Source organism: Sphingomonas pokkalii (assembly GCF_003096275.1).
GTDB lineage: Bacteria > Pseudomonadota > Alphaproteobacteria > Sphingomonadales > Sphingomonadaceae > Sphingomonas > Sphingomonas pokkalii.
On the sequence record NZ_QENQ01000001.1, the window covers coordinates 901,962 to 923,108 of the forward strand.

Genomic DNA, 21,147 nt, shown 5'->3' on the forward strand with positions numbered 1-21,147 from the left:
GCTCGCGAAGCAAGATCACGGACCTGATAATCCAGCCGCGCGGATTGTGGCGGAGGTGTCGGGAACGGCATGCGGAGCAGCTATCGCATATGTGCTGGTTTCGGGCTGCAGCGGGCCGGCGCTTGTCTGTGCGTTCCATCCGGGCATGGTCGCCGTGCAGCACGGACCGGGCGCGCGGACCTGGCGGTCGGCACCTGTCCCTGCGCTGGCAGGTGACGATTCGTCCAGGCGGTACGCAGCATTCCCGTGCGCGACGGATCCCATCATTCTCGGCCCGCCTCGCCGATGCGCGGGGCCGGCCTTCCGGGGAATCTTTCATGAAGCTCTACGCCGTCACGCATTCTCCCTTCGCCGCGCGGGTAAGCCTGGCGCTTCGCCTCAAGGGCGTGCCCTATGAGCAGGCGCCGCCACCGGGCGGAAGCACGCGCTCGCCGGAATATCTTGCGATCAACCCGATTGGGAAATTGCCGGTACTGGTACTGCCGGATGGGACCGCCATCGCCGAATCGGAAACGATCATCGACTATCTGGAGGACAGCGTTCCCCAGCCCTCGCTCCTTCCCGCGGGCGCGCAGGAGCGGGTTCGGGTGCGCAATGCCGTCCGTACCGCCGAATCCTATGTCGTGCCGGCAGCGCTGCGCCTCTTCCGCCAGATGAAGCCGGAAACGCGCGATGCCGGCGTGGTGGCGGCCGAACTGGCACAGCTCCGCAACGGGCTGACGCTGGTGGAGCATTTCATCGACGACGCGGCGTTTGCCGTGGGCGGCAAGGCAAGCAAGGCGGACTGTATCCTCCTGCCGACCGTGATCTTGTGCACGCTGGTCGGCCGGATCTTCGATCTGCCCGAGCTGGTGGCCGAGTTCCCCCGGCTTTCCAGCTATGTCGCCAAGGCCCGCACCAACCCGGACATGGGCAGCATCTGGGACGAGACCGAAGCCGCCTTGCGCGCGTTCCTGGGCTGAAGCGGCGACCGGCCGGGGCGGGCGGCAGCCGGCTTGCGCATCCGGGAGGGATGGACAATAGCTGGCGCGGCATATTCAGATCCGAACGGCGCGCGCAGCCCGCCTGCCCAGGGCGCGGCGCGCCGGTGACTCGCGGAAAGGAAGAGGCCGATCGATACCCCGACTGAAAATCTCCCGCAAACGCAGGCGCCGGGGGGCGGCGTGCGCCGGAAACGCCGAACCCGAGAGGATGTGACCGAACGGATCTGCGAAGCATCGCGGCAGTTGTTCGCGGCGCGGGGGTATAGCGGGGCGACCACCCGCGAGATCGCCCGGCTGGCCGATGTCTCGGAGACACTGCTGTTCCGCTATTTCGGCGACAAGGCGACGCTGTTCGACGAGGTGGTCGCCCAGCCCTTCAACCGGTTGATGCAGGGTTTTCTGGGGCAGCACCATACGCGGCAGGAACGGCTGGCGGGGCAGCACGACAATTTCACCGCGGTCTATGAGATGATCGAGCGGAACCGTGAGCTGTTCATCGCGGTCATCTCGCGCAAGGACGAAGGCTCGGAGGATACGGGTGCGCCGTCGCTCAACGGGCTGCTCGGGTTTTTCGATGCCGCCACCCAGGCGCAGCTCCAGCGCTACGAGGAACAGGGCGAAACGCCGCCGTTCGACCTCGGGCTCGGCGTCCGCCTGACCTTCGGGATGCTCGCCTCGTCCATTCTGCTGCGCGAATGGCTGTTTCCCGACGGTGCGCCGCCGCAGGAACAGCTCGTGTCGCTGATCGAACAGCTGGTCGGCCGCGCCCTGGGGCCGTGGGGAGACGCGCCGACCACGCGTTGACCGTCTCCGCTCCTCCCTTTATGTAGTATGCACTTCATAACGAGAGGATGGCCGAGTCATGGCGACCGCGTTGACGATTCAGGAATTCGACGACCCCAGCTATAATCCCTTCCTGTCCCATGAGGACAATTTCGGGACGGATGCGGATCCGTATCCGGCCATCCACGCCCTGCGCGAAAAGGGGGCCGTCATCCCGGGATCCTATTGGGAGAATATGGGCCATTATTGCTATTATGGCGAAATGCCCAAATTCTCGGTGCTGGGCAGCAAGGAAGCCGAAACGGTCCTGACCGACACGAGCCGCTTCTCCAACTCGGGCTATCATCCCACGCTGGGCGCGACGTTCGGCATGGGCAGCATCAGCACCATGGACAATCCGGAGCATGGCCGCTGGCGCCGGATCTTTCAGCGCATTTTCCTGCCGCAATATGTGAAGACCTGGGGCGACAGCATCGTCGATCCGGTCGTGCACGGGTTGATGGACAAGTTCCTGCCGCGCGGAAAGGCCGACCTGGTCGGCGAGTTCACCCACCAATATCCGTTCGAAGTGATCTACCGCCAGCTCGACCTGCCGGAATCGGACGTCAATACCTTCCAGCGGCTGGCGATCGGCCAGACCGACTTCGATCACATGCCGCAGGCCCAGGAAGCGGGGGTGAAACTAGGTGACTATTTCCGCGCGCTGATCGATCTGCGCCGGGCGAACCCCGGCGACGATCTGGTGAGCCTGCTGGCGACCACCGAAGTGGAAGGCACCTATCTGCCGGAGCTGGTGCTGGTCTCGTTCCTCCGCCAGCTGATGAACGCCGCCGGCGATACCACCTATCGCGGCACCAGCATCCTGCTCACGGCGCTGTTGAACAATCTCGATCAGCTGGAGGCGATCCGCAAGGATCGCACGCTGATTCCGGCGGCGATCGAAGAGGGGCTGCGCTGGGACGGCCCGGTCCTCACCCAGTTGCGCGTGGCGCTCCACGATACCGAGCTGGGCGGCGTGCAGATCCCGGCGGGGGCCTATATCGACGTCGTCGCCGGCGCCGCGAACCGCGATCCCGCACTGTTTGCCGATCCGGACAAGTTCAACATCTTCCGCGAACGGCGCCCGCATTACTCCTTCTCGCGCGGGCCGCATATCTGCGTCGGCCAGCACCTCGCCCGTGTCGAAATGACCCGCGCGCTGGAGGCCATTCTGGACAATCTGCCCAATCTGCGGCTCGACCCGGATATGCCGCCGCCGCAGATCCGCGGCGTGATGATGCGGGTTCCCGCCCATATCCACGTGCGGTTCGGCGCGTGATGTGCGGCCCGGTGCCGGATCAGCGATAGTCGCTGGTCCGGCACCCGGAACCAGACCAGCGGCTACAGGCTGGCGATATCGATGCGCCGGCCGCTGTCGTTCGACATTTCCAGCGCTAGCACCACCTTGTGCGCGTGCAAGGCCTCCTCGAAGCTCGGCGAAGCGGGCGCTTCGCCACGAATGGCGGCGAGCATGGTGAAAAACATCCAGCTCATCGCCACCATATAGGGCGGGGCGAGTTCCTTGCTCCACGGCATGCCGGGTACGGCATAATGCTCGGGGGCGATGTCCACCGGCCCGCCGTTGAGCGCGCCATATTCCTTGTGCTTGGCAGTGCCCGCGTACAGCCGGGCGCTCGCGCCGTCGCCGAAGGTGGGGTCCACATAGAGCAAGCGCCCGCGGTCGCCCCAGATCTCGATGCGCATCACTTCGGAATCGGGCACGCACCACCCGGTCTGGAGATTGCCGATCGCACCGTTGGCCAGCTGCAACGTCGCGCAGCCGAGATCGGCGGTGTCCGGATGCAGGACGGTGCCGTCCGGGAGCGGCCATTCCTTCACGCCCGTCGTCTGCATCCCGGTGATCGCGGCGACGGGTCCGAGAAGATGCGTGAGGAACAGCGTGGAGTGCGTGCCGAAATTGCGCCACGCGCTACCGCCGCTGGTCTTGTCGGCGAGCCAGAGATAGGGGGAGACGCCCGCTTCCGGATAGGCGCAGGCGGGGTAATGCAGCCCGTCCTTCTCCCAAAGCGGCATCAGCAACTGCATGTTGAAGCCGAGGATGTTGCCCAGAAAGCCCTGGTCGATCATCTGCTTCATCTGGAGCGCGGCGGGGCCCCAGCGGAACTGGGCATCGACCACGCCGACCAGTTTCTTTTCCCTGGCCAGCGCCGCCTGGGCCTTGGCCTGCTCCAGCGTGACGGCGAAGGGCAGGGCGTTATAGACGTGCTTTCCGGCATTTAGTGCCGCCATCACCATGTCGAAGCGATAGGCCGGCCGGCTGCCGACATCGATGATGTCGATTTCCGGATCGGCGACGAGATCGGCGACATTCCAATAGGCCTTGCGGATCCCGAAGGCCTGGGCGGCCGCTTCGGCGGTATCCTGATGCGCGGTGCAGACTGCCGCTACTTCCACATCGGGCAGCTCGCGCCAGATCGTGCCATGGACCTTGAGGCTCCAGTTGGCGCCGATGATTCCGATTTTCGGCATCGTTGTTTCTCCAATCAAAGCGGCGGGAGGCTCAGGAATGCACGCCCTGCTTGCGCGCGGCCTTCGCTGCGGCCGTGAATTCGTCGTACGGCGTCATCGGTTCGCTATACTCGCCGAGCGTGCAGATCTGGTCGAAATGCGCGGCGATATCGTCCACGCTGGGGGGCGTGCTGCCCATCGGCGCGAACCAGCCTTCCGATGCACAGATCCGCACGCGGCTGTAGCGTCCGGAATTGGCGGAATAGACTCCGTGGGTGGCGGTGCAGGCCTCGCTGACCAGATAGAGCGCGAGCGGCGTGTTGAACGCGGGCGTCACCCGCCCTTCGGAAGCGGAGAAGTCCGCCGATTGCAGGGACTTCGCGAACTCGGGAATTTCCAGATAGCCCGTGTTCATTTCCCCTTCCAGCCGCGACGAGGCGGTCGGCAGGATGACGTTGGACTGGATGCCATAGGCCGATCCTTCCAGCGCGACGACATTCGACAGGCCCAGCATCGCCCCCTTGCCGGCAGCGTAGTTCGCCTGCCAGGCATGGCCGAACATCGCCGAGGCCGAACCGGTGAACAGTATCCGGCCGTATCCGGCCGCGCGCATCGCGCGATAGGCCGGCTGGCCGACATAGAAGGCGGCTTTCAGATGGACGTCGATGATCGGGTCGATCTGCTCGTCGGTCAGGTCGTCGAAGCGGTTGTTGCGCAGGAAGCCGGCATTGCTGATCAGGATGTCGATCTTGCCCCAGGTGTCGAGCGCGGTCTGGACGATCGCCGCGCCGCCGGCGCGGGTTGCCACGCTGTCGGTATTGGCGACGGCCGCACCGCCCAGGTCGCGAATTTCTTCCACCACCCGCGATGCCGCGTCCTTGGACGCACCGACGCCCGAGGCGCTGCCGCCAAGATCGTTCACCACTACCTTGGCGCCGCGGCGCGCCAGTTCGAGCGCATAGTCGCGGCCGAGTCCATTGCCGGCGCCCGTAACCACGGCAACCCGGCCGTCAAACCTGATCTGGTTCATCCTATCCTCTCCATTGCGCGCGGCCCGGCTGCCTGGTGCTTTCCAGCAAGGACCATGGGCGAGGCCGCTGTCGGCGATCGTGCGGGGTGTCGCCCGCACAGGTGCTGCGGGGGGAAGGCATGTCCGATATCCCGCCGGTGCGCAAATGGCCGGAACCGCCCGAAATCCCGGTCGCGCGGAGCCTCGACGCGGCCTTCCAGGGGAGTACGGTTCACTCTCTCTTCCGAGTGAAGTTGAGTAAGATGCTGATATTAAATGGTTAAAATCGATTTTGGGCACCCTTCCCGACGATGGACGCGTTCGATCGCATGCTGCCTTGGCGGCGCATGGGCATCGCCACGCATGCCCGGTGGCGGCGCACATATCCAGATGGTGATGGCTTGCTGCCGGAAGCCCGATTTCACCATTTCTGCGGTTGTGCGAGGGCTGGCGGAAGGCCGAAGAGAGCGGCTCGACAAAAGCGGGTCCGCAGGCATTGCGGGAAATGGGAGCGGAGATGGACGCTGAACTGGCGGAAATTAGGGGCAGTATTGCGACGGTACTCGAGGAGCAATGTTCGAGCCTGGCGCTGCATGCTTTCATCGACGGCCGCGATGCGCTCGACGAGCGCCTGCTCCGGCTCTCGGCGGAACTGGGCTGGCTGGCGGTGTCGCTTCCCGAAGCCCAGGGCGGGTTCGGCCTCGGAGCCGCCGGCATGGCGATTCTCCACGGTGAGCTTGGGCGCGTCGCAGCGCCGGGGGCCTTCCTCGCCACCAGCATCGCGGTCGAGACGCTCGCGCGCAGCAGCGCGGCCGAAGATGCCGGCGTGTCGGCGCTGATCGCCGAGGTGATCGGCGGCGGCGCCACGCTGGCGGTTGCCGCGAAACCGGACCAGTCGGTCGCCGACGGGCAGCTCTGGCTATTGGGTGCGGAAGGCGCCGCGGCGGCGCTGGTGGCCGGCAGCGGCGACGACCTGCTGCTGATCGACCTTGCCGGTGCCGCCATGTCGCGGATGCAGATCTGGGATGCGACGCGCTCGATGCTTACGATCGCCCCTTCCGGGTGCAGGACGATCGCCACGCTGGCAGGGGCCCGGCCGCTGTTCGACGCGCTGTTCGCCATCGCCCTTGCGGCCGACAGCGCGGGCGCCGCGCGCGGCATTCTGGACCGGACGATCGGCTATATGAAGGAGCGCGAGCAGTTCGGCCGGCCGATCGGAGCGTTCCAGGCGCTGAAGCACCGCGCGGCCGATCACCTCGTCCACACGATCGTCGCCGATCGGATGGTGTGGCAGGCGGTCGACCATTTCGGCGGCGACACCCCGGCGGCGCGGCTGTGGCCGATGCTGGCCAAAGCCAATGTGACGGACGCTGCGGTGCGCGTGGCGGGCGATTGCGTGCAGCTGCACGGCGGTGTCGGCTACACCATGGAATATGATCCGCATGTGTATCTGAAGCGCGTGCGGCTGAACGAGATGATGCTCGCCTCCAACGCGCTGCTGCGTGACCGCGCCGAACAGGCGTTCGGCGAAGCGGTGATGGGCGGCGATGATGTTCTGGAGATCGCGTGATGATCATTGACCTAAAGAGCGACACGCGCGCCTTCCGCTCGGCGATCCGCGACTGGGTGGCCGAGACGCTGCCGCGCGACTGGGACGCGGTCGCCGATCGCGGCAGCGAAGACGAGCATATGGCGTATCAGCGCTGGTGGTTCGGTGAATTGGCCAAGCAAGGGCTATCGGTGCCGCATTGGCCCAGCGCCTATGGCGGCGCGGATCTGGGCATCACCGGCCAGATGATCGTGGCCGACGAGATGGCCCGCGCGGGTGCGCCCTATCTCGGCCTGTATGTCGTGACCCTCAACCATCTTCCCGGAACGCTGATTCCGTGCGGCAACGAAGCGCAGCGCGCGCGCTACCTGCCCCCTGCCGCGGGCGGGGTGGTCTGGTGCCAGGGGTTCTCGGAGCCCGGCGCGGGGTCCGACCTTGCCTCGCTGCGCTGTCGGGCGGTGCGCGACGGGGATCATTACGTGATCAACGGCCAGAAGATCTGGTCGTCGATGTCGCGCTATGCGCAGCACTGCATCCTGCTCGTGCGGACGAGCACCGAAGGGCCGAAACAGGCCGGCATTTCCTTCCTCATCATGGACATGGATACGCCGGGTCTGGACGTTCGCCCGATCGAGCAGATCGATGGCCAGGCGGACTTCTCGGAGCTTTTCCTCTCCGACGTTCGCATCCCGGTCGAAAATCTGGTGGGCGAGGAAAATGGCGGGTGGAAAGTGGCGCAGGCGACGCTCGCCTCCGAGCGCGGCCTGCTCGCGTTCGAGACGGCAGAGCGCCGGCGCCACCGCATGGAGGCCTTTTATCGCGAAGGGCGGGCGGCCAATGCCGCGTGGCTGGAGGATGACGAATTGCGTCGCCAGTTCATGACCCTGCTGGCCGACATGCAGGCGAGCCGGCGGCTGATCCGCGAGCTGCTGCACGACCATGAAAATGGCGAACCGCATGCGACCACCGCAATGGCCGCTGCCCGGATCAAGCTGTTCGAGACGACCCTGATCCAGCGCCTGGGCGACCTGACCACCCGTATCGAGGGGCTGGAGGGACTGGACCGCCAGCCTTTCTATTCGCAGCGCTATCTGGTCGGCATGTTCGATTATCTCAATTCCTTCGGCTGGACCATTTCCGGCGGCAGCAACGAGATCATGCGCAACCTGATCGCGGAGCGGGGGCTCGGCCTGCCGCGAGGATGATGGTCTGCGCCGGGGCTGGCCGGCGCCCGTCCGATCGGTGCAAGGTGCGGGCGGAACAGGGAGAGGGGGTAGCATATGGCAAATCCGGATGGCATGTCGGCCCTGTCGATCGACCGGGCGGATGGCGTGCTCACGGTCACGCTCAACAATCCGGCGATGCGCAATGCGTTTCTGCCCGAAATGGACGAAGCGCTGATCCGGATCTTCCGTGAGGGCGATCAGGATCCGGCGGTGCGGGTCATCGTGCTGGCAGGCGCGGGCGAGGCCTTTTGCGCGGGTGGCGACATCAGCGCGATGCAGGCGGCGCTGGACGATATCGGCGTCTTCCTGGACGGGGTGAAGAACGGCAAGCGCCTGCTGCAGGCGATGATCGACTGTGACAAGCCGATCGTCGCGCGCGTCCAGGGCGACGCGATCGGCCTGGGTGCGACGCTCGCGCTTTCCGCCGACATCGTCGTCGCGTCCGAAAAAGCCCGGTTCGCCGATCCGCACGTGCGGGTGGGCCTGGTCGCGGGCGATGGCGGTGCAATCCTGTGGCCCGGCAATATCGGCTATGCGCAGGCCAAATACTTTCTGATGACCGGCGACATGGTCTCGGCGCGCGAGGCCCAGGCGATGGGGCTGATCGCCAAGGTCGTCGCCCATGCAGATCTCGACGCCGAGGTCGCGCGGATCGTCGAGAAGCTGGCCGGCGGCGCGCAACAGGCGATCCGCGCTACCAAGCAACTGCTCAACATCGGCATCCGGCAGCGGTTCGCGGCCTCGGCGGACGCGGGCTTCGCGCTGGAGGTGATTTCCAGCCGATTGGCCGATCACCGCGAGGCGGTCGAGGCATTTTCGGAAAAGCGAAAGCCCGATTTCCGCCGCGGGCAATGACCTCGCGCGCCCGGGCCGCCGGGGCGGCGCGGACCGCAGACCGGCAACGCCATTATCCGGCATGTGATCGAGTGGCGTGGAGGCATGGAGAGCCGGTCTCGTCGCTTGGCGGCCCGCATCGCTTGTGCCAGCCTTTCCAGCACATTGCGGCGCTTTCGCCGCATCGACTCGCACGCAGGAAGCATCGATGACGACAACCGATACGCTGATCCGATCGCCGATCGTGAACGACACGATCGAACGGCTCATCGCGGAGGGCAGGGAGATCGGCGTCCAGGTCGCCGCCTATCTGGACGGCAAGCTGGTCGTCGACGCCTGGGGCGGCACCGCCGATCCGCAGTCGGGGAAGCCCGTCGACGGCGATACGCTGTTCAACATGTTCTCGGTGACCAAGCCGCTGGCCGCGACGGCACTGCACATCCAGGTCGCCCGCGGGCTGGTCGACTATGATGCGCGCGTTGCCGATTACTGGCCGGAATATGCGGCAAACGGCAAGGGTTCGACCACCGTTCGCGACGTGCTGACGCACCGCGCCGGCGTGCCGCAGATGCCGGAGGGCGTAACCCCCGAATTGATGTGCGATTGGGACTGGATGATCCGGGGCATCCAGGATCTCACCCCGCTCGCCGCACCGGGCGAGAAGGCACTGTATCTTTCGATGACCTTCGGGTGGCTGGTCGGCGAAATCGTGCGCCGCACCGATCCGGCCGGTCGCAGCATCGGCCGCTTCATCCGCGAGGAGATCGCGCTGCCGCTCGGCGCGCCCGACATCTTCGTCGGTCTGCCCGATGCGGAAATCGGTCGGGTCGCACGGCTGACCAACGCCGCGCCGCCGGTGCCGGCGGAATATCTGCCGCCGCTCTATACCGCGTCGATGCCGCCGCAGGTGGACCTGATCCCCGAAGTATTCGAACGGCCCGACGTGCGGCGTGCCGAAATCGCCGGCGTGGGCGGGATTTTCACCGCGCGCAGCTGTGCGCGGTTCTGGGCGATGCTGGCCCAGGGCGGTACGCTGGACGGTGTCCGCATTCTTCCCGCCGATCTCGTCGCCACGTTCAACACGCCGCGCCCGTTCAGCGACGAGCCCGATCCGGTGATGTTCGGCATGCCCGTGCCGCTGGGGATCGCCGGCTTCTGGTTGGGCGGCGAGCAGCCTCCGGTGGCAGCCGCCAAGCATCGCCGCGCGCTGTGCCACCCCGGCGCGGGCAATTCGATCGGGTTTGCCGATCCCGAAACCCGGCTGGCGGTGGCGATCGCCCATAACCGGATGCAGGCGCCGCGCCTGCGCGAGGACGACACGGCGCTGTTGCTCGCCGACGCGATCCGGGCGGATCTCGGCATCGATTGAGGCGGCCGCCGGTGCCGAAGCTGATCTTCGTCGAGCATGACGGAACGACCGTCGAAACCGAAGCGCCGGTGGGCGAGACGGTGATGCGCGCGGCACGGGCAGCGGGCGTAGCGGGGATCGTGGGCGAGTGCGGCGGCGGGATGAGCTGCCTGACCTGCCATTGTTATGTCGCGCGCGCCGCGATCGATCGGATCGCGCCGGCAGGGCCGGTCGAACGCGAGCTTCTGGGCTGCGTCGTCACCGCGCAGGAGAACAGCCGTCTCGCCTGCCAGATCGTCGTTACTGCGGCCCTGGACGGCGCGCGGTTCGACCTGCCGGCATGGCAGGGCTGATCGCTGGAATCGATTTGTGTAGTGTGTGCTACACAGATATACAGGGGCATGGAAAATGCTCCGGCGCGGCCGGGGTGGGTTGAGGAGAAGGATGGCATGGCCACACAGTTGAAGCAGCCAGGCCCGGCGCCCCGGCTGCGCGTGGAGAATTACCTTTCCGGCGACTTTGCGAAGGCGGAGAACCAGCATCTCTGGACCAAGGTGTGGCTGGTTGCCGGACGCGAAGAGGAACTCCGCAACGTCGGCGATTTCCTGACGTTCAACGTCGCCACCGAATCGATCGTCGTCGCGCGCGGCAAGGAAGGGCTCGTCGCCTACCACAACGTATGCCCCCATCGCGGACGGCGCCTGGCGGACGGATGCGGCCGCGCCAGCCAGTTCCGCTGCAAATATCATGGCTGGACGTTCAACCTGGAGGGCAAGAACGTGCTCGTCCAGGATCGCGACGACTGGCAGGGCGCGCTCGACGACGAGCGGATCGACCTGTGGCCGGTGCGCGTCGATAGCTGGGGCGGCTTCGTCTGGATCAACATGGATATGGAGGGCGAAAGCCTCACGGAATATCTGGAAACGATCCCGGAATTCCTCGATCCGTTCGAGCTGGAGAAGATGCGGTTCCGCTGGAAGGCCGAGCTGCACCTGCCGGTCAACTGGAAGGTCGCGCTCGAAGCCTTCATGGAAGGCTATCACGTCGCGGCGACCCATCCGCAGCTGCTGCCCGTCGCCGGCAATGACTATACCCAGAGCTTCGCGCAGGGGAAGCACGCGCATTTCGGCTATTGGAAGGACATGCAGCCGATCGGCACGGCGTCGCCGCGTCTCGCCGATGGCGGATTCCGGGACGCGCGCGCCGGGGTGATCGAGTTCTTCCGCCAGATCGAGGAGGATCTCAACGCGATCCAGACCGATCGCGATTTCGAAGCCGCCAAGAAGATCATGGACGTCCTGCCCGAGGACGTCGACCCGATGACCGCGATGGGAACCGCGATCGAGCTGGGCCGCCAAGCGGCAGTGGCCGACGGCACCGACTATCCGGCGCAGCTCACCTTCGAAGCGCTGGCCAAGGCCGGCAGCGACTGGCACATCTTCCCCAACTGCGTGACGCTGCCCTATTTCGACGGCGCCATCTGGTATCGGGCGCGGCCGGACAGCCGCGATCCGGAAAATCCCGACAAATGCGTGTTCGAGATCTGGTCGCTCAAGCGCTACGGTCCGGGCAAGGAGCCGGAAGTGCAGACCCGCGTGATCACCGATCCGTTCAAGGAAGGGCTGTGCCTGATCCTCGATCAGGACATCGCCAACATGGCCGAGGTGCAGGCCGGCATGAAATCGAGCAAGTTCCGCTATGCCCGCCCGAACCCCGTGCAGGAGGTGGAGGTGATCAACTTCCACCGCACGCTCGAGCAATATGTTCTGGGGCAGGCGCAGGCCTGACCGGGGTTTCCCTGGACGTCGATCAGGGCGGTTGCGGTGTCGCAGCCGCCCTTTTTCGTGTGCGGGGCGTCTGCGCATATCGCATCCATGATCGGTTTTTCAAAAAACCTAGCGATCGTTCGGTTTTGTTTGCTGGCCTTTTCGGTCGAGGGTATGAAATGCCTATGAATCGGTGATCGTGAAATTCCCGAACCGGTTCACCGACCTTTCCAGAACCGTTTAGGAGATAGACGTGGCCGCTTCGCAAGCAACGCTGAAGTCCACTGATTCAGAGGCACCGGTCTATAACGGCCCGATCTTTGACGGTGATACGCACATTCAGGAGAAGGATTACAACTTCTTCAGCAAATATCTTCCCGAGAAGTATCACAAGGATTGGCTGCCGGCCCGCAAGCACGGCAGCGACGGCCGGTTCGGCCTGTTCGTGGGCGAGACGCGGGTGGAGAATGCCGATATCCGCGAAGACGGCAAGATCCCGCCGCCGGGCAAGCTCAAGGAATGGCTGATGGCCATCAATACCGGCGAGGCGGTGGCCGCTTCGGCCGACCCGACCATCGACATGTACGAACGCGATGCGCGCGTGGCGAAGATGAAGGAGTTCGGCGTCGACGGCTCGATCATGTTCGTCGGCGAGTTCGTCGCCACCTTCGGCGTACTCGGCGTGCTGGCGGACGAGAAGGGGCCGGAAGGCATGAACGCGGTGCTCCATGCCTGGAACCAGTATCTGGTCGAGGAGTGGGGCCTCAACATCGACGATCGCGTCTATGCCACGCCGGTGCTCGCGCTGAACGACATCGACTGGGCCGTGCAGGAAGCCAAGTGGCTGGTCGAGAACGGGATGCGCGTCTGCGTGATGCCGATGGGGCCCGCCAACGGCCATGCGCCGGCCGATCCGATCTTCGATCCACTGTGGCAGGTGCTGAACGATGCCGGCGTGGTGGTGACCTTCCACGTCTCCGAAGCGAACTTCATGCACTCGCTCATCAAGGAATGGGGCGAGGAGCCGATGCAGTCGCGCCGCAAGGGGCAGACCGCCTGGCAGTGGATGTTCTGCTATTCCGAACTGCCCGTCATGATGACGATGGCGTCGTTCGTGTACTGGAATTTCTTCGAACGCTTCCCGAACATCAAGATGGCCAGCGTCGAAAACGGTGCCGAGTGGCTGCCGCGCTGCCTGTACAAGATGGACAAGATGCGCGGCATGGCGCGTAGCGGCTTCTGGCCGATGGGGCAGATGAAGGAACGTCCGAGCGCCGTGTTCAAGCGGCATTGCTTCGTCGTCGCCTATCCGGAAGACGATGTCGCCCGGATCGTCGCCGATATCGGCACGTCGGACTGCATCCTGATGGGATCGGACTATCCCCATGCCGAGGGCGTGGCCGCCCCCCGCGACTTCGCCGACGAGGCGCTGCGCGGCATGTCCGAAGAGGATATCCGCAAGATCATGTATGAAAACGGCCGCCGCATGCTGCCGAAGGGGCGTACCGGCATCGTCGCATAACGATCGCCGGAACGCGAAACACAAGGGGCACATGCAACGCTGCATGTGCCCCTTTTTTTGCCCTTGCTGTTGCGAAGAACGGCCGGGCAACCCGCTGCCCGGCCTTCCGCCTTCCCGGCGTCACATCCCCTGCGACATGAGCTCGGCAAGATCGGTCGACGTGCACAGATGTGCGCCGATCCCACCGTCGACCTGGAGCACCTGTCCGGTGATGAAGCTCGCACGATCCGAGGCCAGGAAGGATACCGCCTCCCCGATCTCGGACGGCTTGGCATAGTCGCCCGTCAGGGTATGCCGGCGGAAGATTTCGCGCATTTCCGGCGACAGCCCCTTTTCGAGCGACGAGGTCATCACCGGCCCCGGCGAGACGGCATTGCAGCGGATCTTCTGTGGACCATATTGCGTCGCGATATAGCGCGTGAGCGATTCGACCGCCGCCTTGGAACTGGCATAGGCGGTCGAGAAGAAGTTGCCGCCAAGCACGGTGCCGGAGCTGATGTTGACGATCGAGCCGCCGCCGCCCTTGATCATCGCGGGCAGCGCATGCTTGCACATCAGCATCGTGCCGCGGGTGTTGATCGCGAACGTCCTGTCCCACCACTCGACTTCCATGTCCCCCACCAGCAGGTCGTGTTCGGGACTGGTCCGCGCGGCGTTGTTGTCGATGACGTCGAGCCGGCCGAATTTCTCCAGCGTGAAGGCAATCAGCGCCTTCACCGCATCTTCGCTCGAAATGTCTGCAACCTGGCAGGCCACCGAATATCCCTTGGCGGCGAGGGCGGCGGTCGTGTCGGCCAGCTGGTCGCCGGTGACGTCCGCCAGCACTACCCGGGCGCCTTCGCGTGCCAGCACTTCGGCCGTTGCCGCGCCGATATTGCCCGGCATTGCTGCGCCGGTGACGATGGCCACCTTACCTTCGAGTTCACCGCGGTGGTCGCTCATAGATTCTCTCCTAACTGGCGCGCGAGCCGCCGCATCCGGTCTGGGTGCGACGGCTCCCGCGCGAAAGCGTATAGATCGACGGCGTCGCCGTTCGACCTCCTGTGTTGTGGATACACCATAAATCACATTCAAGACAATTTTGGTGCTGCCGCGCCGCAGCCGCTGTCGGGCCTTGGTGGGCGCACCGCGCTGCCCTAGCCTCGCTCTAAATGCCGCAGCGGCGCGGGGCATGCGCGAGGCTTGCACGGGGAGGGCGCAAATGGGCAGCGACACCATCGTCTGGATCAGCGGGGCGACGCAAGGGCTGGGTGAAGGCCTGGCGGCGACGGTCCCCTATGCGGATGCGCGGGTGATCAACCTGGGAATATGCCCGCACCCGATCTTGGAGTCGCTCCATTTCGACCTGACGAAGCCGGCCAGTTGGGATGCGATCGGCGATCATTTTCGCGAGACGCTTTGCGGCTTCAAGGGCAGGCGCGCGATCTTCATCCACAATGCCATCGTCCACGGCCTGGGCTATGTCACCGAAGTGGATCGCGCGGCCTATCAGGCGGAATTCGTCGCCAATGGCCTGGCGCCGCTGATCCTGGGGGACATGTTCCTCAGCGCGGTCGAACAGCACTATGAAACCGGCTTGGTGATGATCACTTCCGCAGGCGCCCGCACGCCCTTCGAGGGGCACTCGGCCTATTGTGCCGCCAAGGCGGCGGTCGAGATGTGGGTCCGGACGGTGCGGCGGGAGTTGAAGCGGCGCGGGCGCAAGACCTGGGTGGTGGCGATCCGGCCGGGGTTCGTGGATACGCCCTCCACCCGGGCGGAGGCGACGCTGCCCGGTGATGCGTACCCGCTTGGCCCGCAGATGGCACGCCAGCTCGCCTCGCGCGAGGGCGTGATGACACCTGTCGAAGCGGCGCGCGGCATCTGGAACATGCTGCCGCCGCAAGGCGATGCGTCGATCCTGCTGCAGGGCGAGATGGTCATCCCGCGCTGAAGCCGGAGCGCTTCCCCAGAGCATTTTCAAGTTGACCGTTTACGGTCAACGGCTCGGAAAATGCGGCAATCAAGAACGTAGAGCGTCTTCGCCCAAGGTGAAAACGCCCTACGCCGCCTGATTGTGGCTCCTGGCCACCGCATCCTTGGCCGCGATATAACCGAAGGTGAAGGCCGGGGAGATGCTGGCGCCCGGCCCCGGATAGGAACGGCCCATCACCGAGGACGTGCAATTGCCCGTCGCGTAGAGCCCGTCGATGATCGAGCCGTCCCCGCGCAGCACCCGCGCCTTCTCGTCCGTCACCACTCCGCCAAAGGTGCCGACATCGCCGGGGAACATGCGCGTGGCGTAGAACGGCGCCTTCGCGATCGCGCCGACGCACGGATTGGGCTTGTGGGTCGGATCGCCGCGGAACCGGTCATATTGGCGCTCGCCCTTGTGGAATTCCTCGTCCACGCCGGTTTCCGCGAAGCGATTGTAGCGTTCGACCTGCGCGGCGAGACCGGCGGGATCGATCCCGGCCTTCCGGGCCAGTTCCTCGATCGTATCGGCCTTGATCAGGAACCCGGATTCCAGCCATTTCTTCACCGGCTTCATGCCCGGCATCATCGTCGCATAGGCGTAGTTGCGCATCGCCCGGTCATCGAAGATGGCGAAGGCGGGAACGGCGTCGTTGCCGTACATCGCCTCGCCCAGCTCGACATAGGAATTGGCTTCGTTGACGAAGCGCCTGCCGTGCTTGTCGACCCACATATAGTGCGGCACGGCGATCTCGCCCACGTGCATGAAGGGATAGGGGCTCCCGTCCTTGCCGGTCGCGCCTTCGGGCATCGACCCGTCGGGATTGAGCGAGGTCGGAACCCATACGGCCGCATCGAGATTCTCGGTATCCGCGCCAAGCCGGATCATTTCCTCGATCATCTCGCCCGTGTCGCCGGGGTTCGCGTTGGTCCAGGAGGCACTGATCGGATGGCGTTGATATTTCTGGCGCATCGCATCGTTGCGGGCGAAACCGCCGACGTTCATCAGGATGCCGAGCCGGCTCCGTACGGTGGTGCGCTGGCCACGATAGGTGCCGCTGACCGCGACGACGCGCCCGTCTTCCTCGACCAGCGCGTCGGCCGCGAACCCGCCGAAGACGGGAATGCCGTGCCGGAGCGTCATTTCCAGCATCCGCCCTTGGATGGCACCGCCATGGGCGACGATCTTGCGGCCCAGCAGCTTGTTCTTCGTCATCGCGAAGACGAGCCGCGCCATGATCGTCTTGGCGTAGAAGGTGCGCTTCAGCATCAGCATCTTGATGAGCGGCAGCGAAGGAAACGGAATGCCGTTGAACGGCGCGTAGCGGGACAGATGTTCCTGCCACGGCCCCAGGTTGCGAAGGTCGAACGGCAGCGCGGTCAGCGAGCGTCCGCGCGGTTCGCCGCCGTCGCGATCGTCATAATAGTCCGACCATCCGTCCGGATATTCGAACACCATGCCATGGTCTTCGAGGAAGCGGATCATTTCCGGTGCCTCGTCGAGAAAAGCCTCGCGGCGGGCGGGGGTCGTGCCCTTGCCGACGAAATCGACCGTGGCGGCGAAGTAGCGCCGGGCGCGCTCCTTCGAATCCTCGACGCCGTAGCGCTTGATCACATGATTGTTCGGAACCCACCAGACGCCGCCGGAGAAGCCGGTCGATCCGCCGATCTTGTCCCGCTTTTCGAGGATGACCGGGTTGAGGCCGGCCAGCTTGGCGTAGAGCGCCGCGACCATCGATCCGCCGCCGCTGCCGACGATCACGAAATCATAGGCCGGCTGCAGCGCGAACGAGTCCGGAGGAGGGAGTGTCACAGGCAACCTCTCTTGTGATTTCGACGGAGGGTTGCATCGTTATCAAGCGTTTGCAACACTCGGCGCGGCGGCAGCGGCAGCGATCATCCGTATGATGATGGCCGCCGCTTCCCGTCAGGCCCGTTGTTCGAGCTGCTCCACCGCATCCAGCACGCTTTGCCGGGTGACTTTCCCCACCGCATTGATCGGCATCTTCGGTAGCAGATGAATTGCCTTGGGTGCCCGGACCGAGCCCAGTTCCGTCTTGGCGAAATGCACCAGGTCCGCAGCCGAGGCTGCAGCATGTTCCGACAGGACCACGGCAGCTTCAACCCGCTGGCCCCAATACGCATCGGCGCGGGCGATCGCCGTGACCTGGACGACGTCGGGGTGCGTGGCAAGAACGGCTTCGACATCGGAGGGATAGACGTTGAAACCGCCGGTGATGATCACGTCGCGCAGCCGATCCTTCAAGAACAGGTAGCCGCGCGCGTCGAAGGCGCCGAGGTCGCCGGTGTGGAGCCAACCATCGACGATCGTCTCCCGGGTCAGGTCGGGCCGGTTGAGATAGCCCGCCATGACGAGGTCGCCGCGGACCACCACTTCGCCGGTTTCGCCCGGCGGCAGAAGCCGTCCGTCCGGGGACATGATCTGCACGTCGTTGAACGGGCAGGGGCGGCCGACCGATTGCAGGTTCGCTTCGTTGGCCAGTTCGTGCGCGGTAATCGCCGAAATCATCGTGGGCGCTTCGGTCTGGCCGTAGATGGCTGCGAGATGCGGGCCGAACACCTCCTGCGCCAGCCGGATCCGCGCCGGCGGCATGGGCGCGGCGCCATAGATGAGATGCCGAATCCCGTCATAGCGTATCCCTGCGGCAAGTGCGTGATCGGTAACCGAATAGATCAGTGTCGGGGGCATGAAGCTCGCAGTAATCCGCTCCGCGCCGATCGTTTCCAAAATCCCCGGTGCCTTTGCGCCGTCGAGCAGGATGTTGCAGCCGCCCACCGCCATCACCGGCAACAGGAAGGTGCCGGCGCCGTGGGTGAGCGGCGCCACCACCAGCATCCGTTCGTCCTCGCCGAAGCCGAACGTCGTCAACATGCTGGCGATGCAGCTCATGAAGGCGCGATAGGGCTGCAACACCCCCTTGGGGCTGCCGGTAGTGCCGCCAGTGAACTTGATCGCCGACAGGCCGTCACGCAGATGGGCGATATCCGCTGGCCGCCTGCCCGCGAATGCCTCGCAGATTCCTTCCACGGACAGCTGGTCATCCGCGCGTCCGGACATCAGTACCAGCGGGCGATTGGACTGGGCGAACAGACCCGCATACTCCAGATCCGTGACGATAAGCGCGAGATCGGCCGCCTCGGCGATCCCGGTCAGTTCCGCGGCGGAATTGCGCGGATTCAGTGGTACCCAGACATGCCCCGAGGCGAAGATGCCGAGCATCGTGACGACATGCTGCCAGTTGTTATGGCCGCAAGCGCCGACCCGCGATTGCGGGGTCGGCAGCTGTTCCTGGAGGAAGGTTGCCACGGCTTCCACCTGACGAACCAGTTCCCGATAGGTCATCCGGACAGGGCCGTGGACCAGCGCCTCGCCCTCCGGATTGACCCGTAGCCCCCGATAAAGCATTTGGATCGGCAACATCAGCTTTGTTAACCCCTTTGGCAAAGTGCCATTGCACCGGGACGCGCGTCTCCCCAACGCGGTCTCCCGCGTTCCAGGCGTCCGTTCGAGCGCGGACGATCAGACGAGGTCGACGAGGCCTCGCGGTGTCCACCGCTTGTTTTCTGCGAAGCCGAGGAAGTCGCGGCCGCAATCGCGCAGCGCGTTGTCCGCTACCATGACGTGCTGGGTCGCCGCGAAGGTGTCGCGAAGCGCACGCTGCATGGTGCCTGCGTGCAACGAGATGCCGCCAGCGACGCGATGGGCGAACACCGAGTTCTCCATCATGGCCGTGGTCGCATGGTTGAGCACCAGGCGCGCCAGCGTGAACTGCCGCAGCGACAGCGCTTCGTCCTTGCGTGTGGTTTCCAGAATATCGCCCCACACGTCATAGGCGAGGGCGCGGGCGGCGCGCAGCTTGCCCTCTGCCACCGCGAAATCCTGCCGAAACGCGTCGGAATTGGCCTTTTCCGCCAGCGGACCGGGGCGGCCGTCGGGCGTCTTCACGAGCGCGGCAAGCTCGTCGAGCACGCGGCGGCCATGCCCCAGGGCAAAGCCGGTGTGCCCCAGCGAGCTGAAGCCCACGACGCCGATGCGATAGCTGTCGCCACCGCGCTTGCCGACATATTCGGTGGGGAAGTGGGTCATTTCCTCCGGAACGAAAACGTCGCGAATGGCGTAATCGACGCTGCCCGTCGCCCGCAGACCGATCACGTCCCAATTGCCGAGCATTTCCACTTCGGCGACCGGCAGGATGAAGATGCGCACCTCGGGCACGTTCGTGCCGGGCAGCATGCGAGGGGCGCCGTTCTCATAGACCATCGCGCCCGCGTGGATCCAGTCGCAGTGGAGGCAGCCGCTTCCGTAGGTCCACACGCCATTGACGCGGTAGCCGTCGCCGTCGACCTCGGCCCGCCCGCGCGGGGCGCCGGCGCCGGCAACCATCTGGCCGGGCGTGGAAAACACCTTCTCCACGGCGTCGTCGGAGAGAAAGGCGGCGGCGGAGGCGGTCGCGACGTTCGCCGCCATCGTCACCCAGCCGGTTGCCGCGTCAATGTTGCACAGCGTCTCGACCACCGACAGCACCTGCACGGGATTGGAATCCACCCCGCCCAGCGCCTCGGGCACCATCAGCCCGAAAAAACCCCCTTCACGGAGCGCGGCGACGGTCTCGTCGCTGAGTTTCCCGGCCGCCTCGTTTTCCTCCGCCTTGCTGGCCAGCATCGGTGCGAGGCGCTTCGCTTTGGCGAGCAGCGGCGACAATTCGCCCTTGGGGTGCAGCGTCGTATCGTGGATCATTTCGCGATAACCTCAGAAAGGATCTGGTTCATTCGGCGGAGCCAGGCTGGGGCTGGTTTCAGCATGCCGTCCAGCCGCCGTCCTGCGTGATGACTTGCCCGGTGAGATAGGCCGACGCCGGTGCGGCGAGATACAGGGCAAGCCCCAGGATTTCCTGTGCTTCGCCGCGGCGCTGCATGGGAATCCGCCGGTGCATTTCCGCGTAGAAGCGCTCCTCCTCCTCGGCCGTGCGCCGCTCGCGACGGCCGGCGCCGAGGCGCGTGCCGCCATGCCAGCCAGGTGCGATGACGTTGGCGCGGACCTTCTCCGCTGCATATTCGACCGCAACCTGGCGGGTCAGCCCGATGACTCCCGCCTTGGCGGCGGCATAGTCGGCGCTGGAGGCGGCAAAGCCCGGGAAATAGCCGCCAAGCCCCAGAATGGAGGCGACGTTGATGATCGAGCCGCCGCGCACGCGCAGGTTCGGCAGCAAGGCGCGGGTCATCCAGAAGGTGCCGGTAAGGCTGATCCCGATGCCGCGTTGCCAGTCCTCGGTCGACAGTTCGTGCGTCAGCGTGGGCGGCGTCGCGACCCCGGCGAAATTGACCAGGATGTCGAGCGGCGCATCCCCCACCCGTGCGGCGGCGTCGGCCACGGATTGCTCGTCCCAGACGTCGAGGAGACAGGGTTCCGCTTCGCCGCCTGCGGCGACGATCGCCGCCACGACCTCGTCGACGCGATCCTGCACGACGTCGGCGCAGATCACGCGCGCGCCTACCTGCGCATAGCCTTCCGCGATCACGCGGCCGAGCCCGCTGCCGGCGCCCGTGACGAGTGCCGTCCTGTCGTGAAGGCCAAACAAAGTATCGAGCAATTGCATGGTGTAACGGTATCCTCGAAGTTCGTCTTGCGGGACGCTCGCGCCGTT

At 65.4% G+C, this 21,147-nt stretch carries 18 protein-coding genes; 11 read left to right on the forward strand and 7 right to left on the reverse strand.

Features of this window, described 5'->3' with window-relative positions:
- Nucleotides 1-317 precede the first annotated feature (317 nt).
- From DD559_RS04125 to DD559_RS04135, 3 genes are all read left to right on the forward strand, one after another.
- On the forward strand, nucleotides 318-962 hold the full coding sequence (locus DD559_RS04125; RefSeq protein WP_165830969.1) for a glutathione S-transferase family protein: 645 nt from the start codon (nucleotides 318-320) through the stop codon (nucleotides 960-962).
- Nucleotides 963-1,193: 231 nt separating this feature from the next.
- Nucleotides 1,194-1,787 (forward strand): TetR/AcrR family transcriptional regulator, encoded by a 594-nt coding sequence (locus DD559_RS04130; protein WP_240610116.1) that lies wholly within the window; start codon nucleotides 1,194-1,196, stop codon nucleotides 1,785-1,787.
- Between the two features lie 58 nt (nucleotides 1,788-1,845).
- Nucleotides 1,846-3,084, forward strand: a complete 1,239-nt coding sequence (locus tag DD559_RS04135; RefSeq protein WP_116468067.1) for a cytochrome P450 — start codon at nucleotides 1,846-1,848, stop codon at nucleotides 3,082-3,084.
- A 62-nt stretch (nucleotides 3,085-3,146) separates the two neighbouring features.
- Here the strand turns inward: DD559_RS04135 and DD559_RS04140 are convergent, their stop codons facing one another.
- Together DD559_RS04140 and DD559_RS04145 are read right to left on the reverse strand one after the other, a co-directional pair.
- Entirely contained in the window at nucleotides 3,147-4,295 is a 1,149-nt protein-coding gene (locus DD559_RS04140; protein ID WP_116468068.1) for a Gfo/Idh/MocA family protein, read from the reverse strand.
- Between the two features lie 31 nt (nucleotides 4,296-4,326).
- Nucleotides 4,327-5,304, reverse strand: coding sequence for an SDR family NAD(P)-dependent oxidoreductase (locus tag DD559_RS04145; protein WP_116468069.1), 978 nt, complete (start codon nucleotides 5,302-5,304; stop codon nucleotides 4,327-4,329).
- 496 nt (nucleotides 5,305-5,800) lie between these two features.
- Here DD559_RS04145 and DD559_RS04150 point away from each other — a divergent pair, with 496 nt between their 5' ends.
- The 7 genes from DD559_RS04150 (at nucleotide 5,801) to DD559_RS04180 (ending at nucleotide 13,528) form a co-directional block, all read left to right on the forward strand.
- A complete protein-coding gene (locus DD559_RS04150; protein ID WP_165830970.1) occupies nucleotides 5,801-6,853 on the forward strand; it encodes an acyl-CoA dehydrogenase family protein in 1,053 nt (350 codons plus the stop codon).
- Nucleotides 6,853-8,037 (forward strand): acyl-CoA dehydrogenase family protein, encoded by a 1,185-nt coding sequence (locus tag DD559_RS04155; protein ID WP_116468071.1) that lies wholly within the window; start codon nucleotides 6,853-6,855, stop codon nucleotides 8,035-8,037. The genes DD559_RS04150 and DD559_RS04155 overlap by 1 nt, the downstream gene beginning before the upstream one ends.
- 75 nt (nucleotides 8,038-8,112) lie before the next feature.
- Nucleotides 8,113-8,913, forward strand: coding sequence for an enoyl-CoA hydratase/isomerase family protein (locus DD559_RS04160; RefSeq protein ID WP_116468072.1), 801 nt, complete (start codon nucleotides 8,113-8,115; stop codon nucleotides 8,911-8,913).
- 187 nt (nucleotides 8,914-9,100) lie between these two features.
- Nucleotides 9,101-10,261 (forward strand): serine hydrolase domain-containing protein, encoded by a 1,161-nt coding sequence (locus DD559_RS04165; RefSeq protein WP_116468073.1) that lies wholly within the window; start codon nucleotides 9,101-9,103, stop codon nucleotides 10,259-10,261.
- An 11-nt stretch (nucleotides 10,262-10,272) separates the two neighbouring features.
- Complete coding sequence (locus DD559_RS04170) at nucleotides 10,273-10,593, forward strand: 2Fe-2S iron-sulfur cluster-binding protein (protein WP_116468074.1); 321 nt, start codon at nucleotides 10,273-10,275, stop codon at nucleotides 10,591-10,593.
- A 96-nt stretch (nucleotides 10,594-10,689) separates the two neighbouring features.
- Nucleotides 10,690-12,027, forward strand: coding sequence for an aromatic ring-hydroxylating oxygenase subunit alpha (locus DD559_RS04175; protein WP_116470708.1), 1,338 nt, complete (start codon nucleotides 10,690-10,692; stop codon nucleotides 12,025-12,027).
- Between the two features lie 232 nt (nucleotides 12,028-12,259).
- Entirely contained in the window at nucleotides 12,260-13,528 is a 1,269-nt protein-coding gene (locus tag DD559_RS04180; RefSeq protein WP_116468075.1) for an amidohydrolase family protein, read from the forward strand.
- Between the two features lie 120 nt (nucleotides 13,529-13,648).
- On the opposite strand, the gene DD559_RS04185 is transcribed toward DD559_RS04180, so the two are convergent.
- The gene (locus tag DD559_RS04185) at nucleotides 13,649-14,470 is read right to left on the reverse strand and encodes an SDR family NAD(P)-dependent oxidoreductase (RefSeq protein ID WP_116468076.1); all 822 of its coding nucleotides are present in this window, start codon (nucleotides 14,468-14,470) and stop codon (nucleotides 13,649-13,651) included.
- A gap of 259 nt (nucleotides 14,471-14,729) precedes the next feature.
- Between DD559_RS04185 and DD559_RS04190 the strand changes: the two genes are divergently transcribed.
- On the forward strand, nucleotides 14,730-15,461 hold the full coding sequence (locus DD559_RS04190; RefSeq protein WP_116468077.1) for an SDR family NAD(P)-dependent oxidoreductase: 732 nt from the start codon (nucleotides 14,730-14,732) through the stop codon (nucleotides 15,459-15,461).
- A gap of 108 nt (nucleotides 15,462-15,569) precedes the next feature.
- On the opposite strand, the gene DD559_RS04195 is transcribed toward DD559_RS04190, so the two are convergent.
- The 4 genes from DD559_RS04195 to DD559_RS04210 all read right to left on the reverse strand — a co-directional run bounded on the left by DD559_RS04195 (nucleotide 15,570) and on the right by DD559_RS04210 (nucleotide 21,099).
- Nucleotides 15,570-17,294 carry an FAD-binding protein gene (locus DD559_RS04195; RefSeq protein ID WP_206364441.1) on the reverse strand — a complete coding sequence of 575 codons (1,725 nt, stop codon included), beginning with the start codon at nucleotides 17,292-17,294 and terminating at the stop codon, nucleotides 15,570-15,572.
- Nucleotides 17,295-17,408: 114 nt separating this feature from the next.
- The gene (locus DD559_RS04200) at nucleotides 17,409-18,908 is read right to left on the reverse strand and encodes a class I adenylate-forming enzyme family protein (protein WP_165830971.1); all 1,500 of its coding nucleotides are present in this window, start codon (nucleotides 18,906-18,908) and stop codon (nucleotides 17,409-17,411) included.
- 114 nt (nucleotides 18,909-19,022) lie between these two features.
- Nucleotides 19,023-20,240, reverse strand: coding sequence for an acyl-CoA dehydrogenase family protein (locus DD559_RS04205; protein ID WP_116468079.1), 1,218 nt, complete (start codon nucleotides 20,238-20,240; stop codon nucleotides 19,023-19,025).
- Nucleotides 20,241-20,298: 58 nt separating this feature from the next.
- Nucleotides 20,299-21,099, reverse strand: coding sequence for an SDR family NAD(P)-dependent oxidoreductase (locus tag DD559_RS04210; protein WP_116468080.1), 801 nt, complete (start codon nucleotides 21,097-21,099; stop codon nucleotides 20,299-20,301).
- Nucleotides 21,100-21,147: the final 48 nt, after the last annotated feature.